The organism is Staphylococcus sp. EG-SA-2, assembly GCF_017152085.1.
On sequence record NZ_JACYHC010000953.1, the window covers coordinates 1 to 884 of the forward strand.

Annotated in this window: 1 protein-coding gene; it reads left to right on the top strand. The window is 38.0% G+C overall.

Translation table 11 applies throughout. The features are described from left to right. The coding region (locus tag IDG60_RS27720; RefSeq protein ID WP_206160947.1) for a CocE/NonD family hydrolase at positions 1-884 on the top strand (884 nt) is incomplete at both ends.

The following is an 884-nucleotide window of genomic DNA, read 5'->3' on the forward strand; positions in this document are numbered from 1 at the left end:
GAAATCAAGAAATGATTATGGAAAAAGATGTCACTGTGGAAATGCGCGATGGCGAAAAATTATATATTAATATTTTCAGACCAAATAAAGATGGCAAATTCCCTGTAGTTATGTCTGCAGATACTTATGGTAAAGATAATAAGCCTAAAATCACCAATATGGGTGCCCTTTGGCCAACATTAGGCGCCATTCCGACATCTAGTTTTACACCTGAAGAATCACCAGACCCAGGATTTTGGGTGCCAAATGATTATGTTGTAGTTAAAGTTGCATTACGCGGTAGTGACAAATCAAAAGGCGTCTTATCTCCATGGTCAAAAAGAGAAGCGGAAGATTATTACGAAGTGATTGAATGGGCAGCAAATCAGTCATGGAGTAATGGAAATATCGGGACAAATGGTGTTTCTTATCTTGCGGTGACTCAATGGTGGGTCGCATCATTAAATCCACCACATTTAAAAGCAATGATTCCTTGGGAAGGCTTAAATGATATGTATAGAGAAGTAGCCTTTCATGGAGGTATACCGGATACTGGCTTTTATCGTTTCTGGACTCAAGGTATTTTTGCGAGATGGACAGATAATCCAAATATCGAAGACTTGATTCAAGCACAACAAGAACACCCTTTGTTCGATGATTTTTGGAAACAGCATCAAGTGCAATTATCACAAATTAAAACACCTCTACTAACATGTGCTAGTTGGTCTACACAAGGTTTGCACAACCGTGGCTCTTTTGAAGGATTTAAACAAGCTGTATCAGAAGAAAAATGGCTATATGTGCATGGACGTAAAGAGTGGGAAAGTTACTACGCTAGAGAAAATCTCGAACGCCAAAAATCATTCTTTGATTTTTACCTTAAAGAAGAAAATAACGATTGGAAA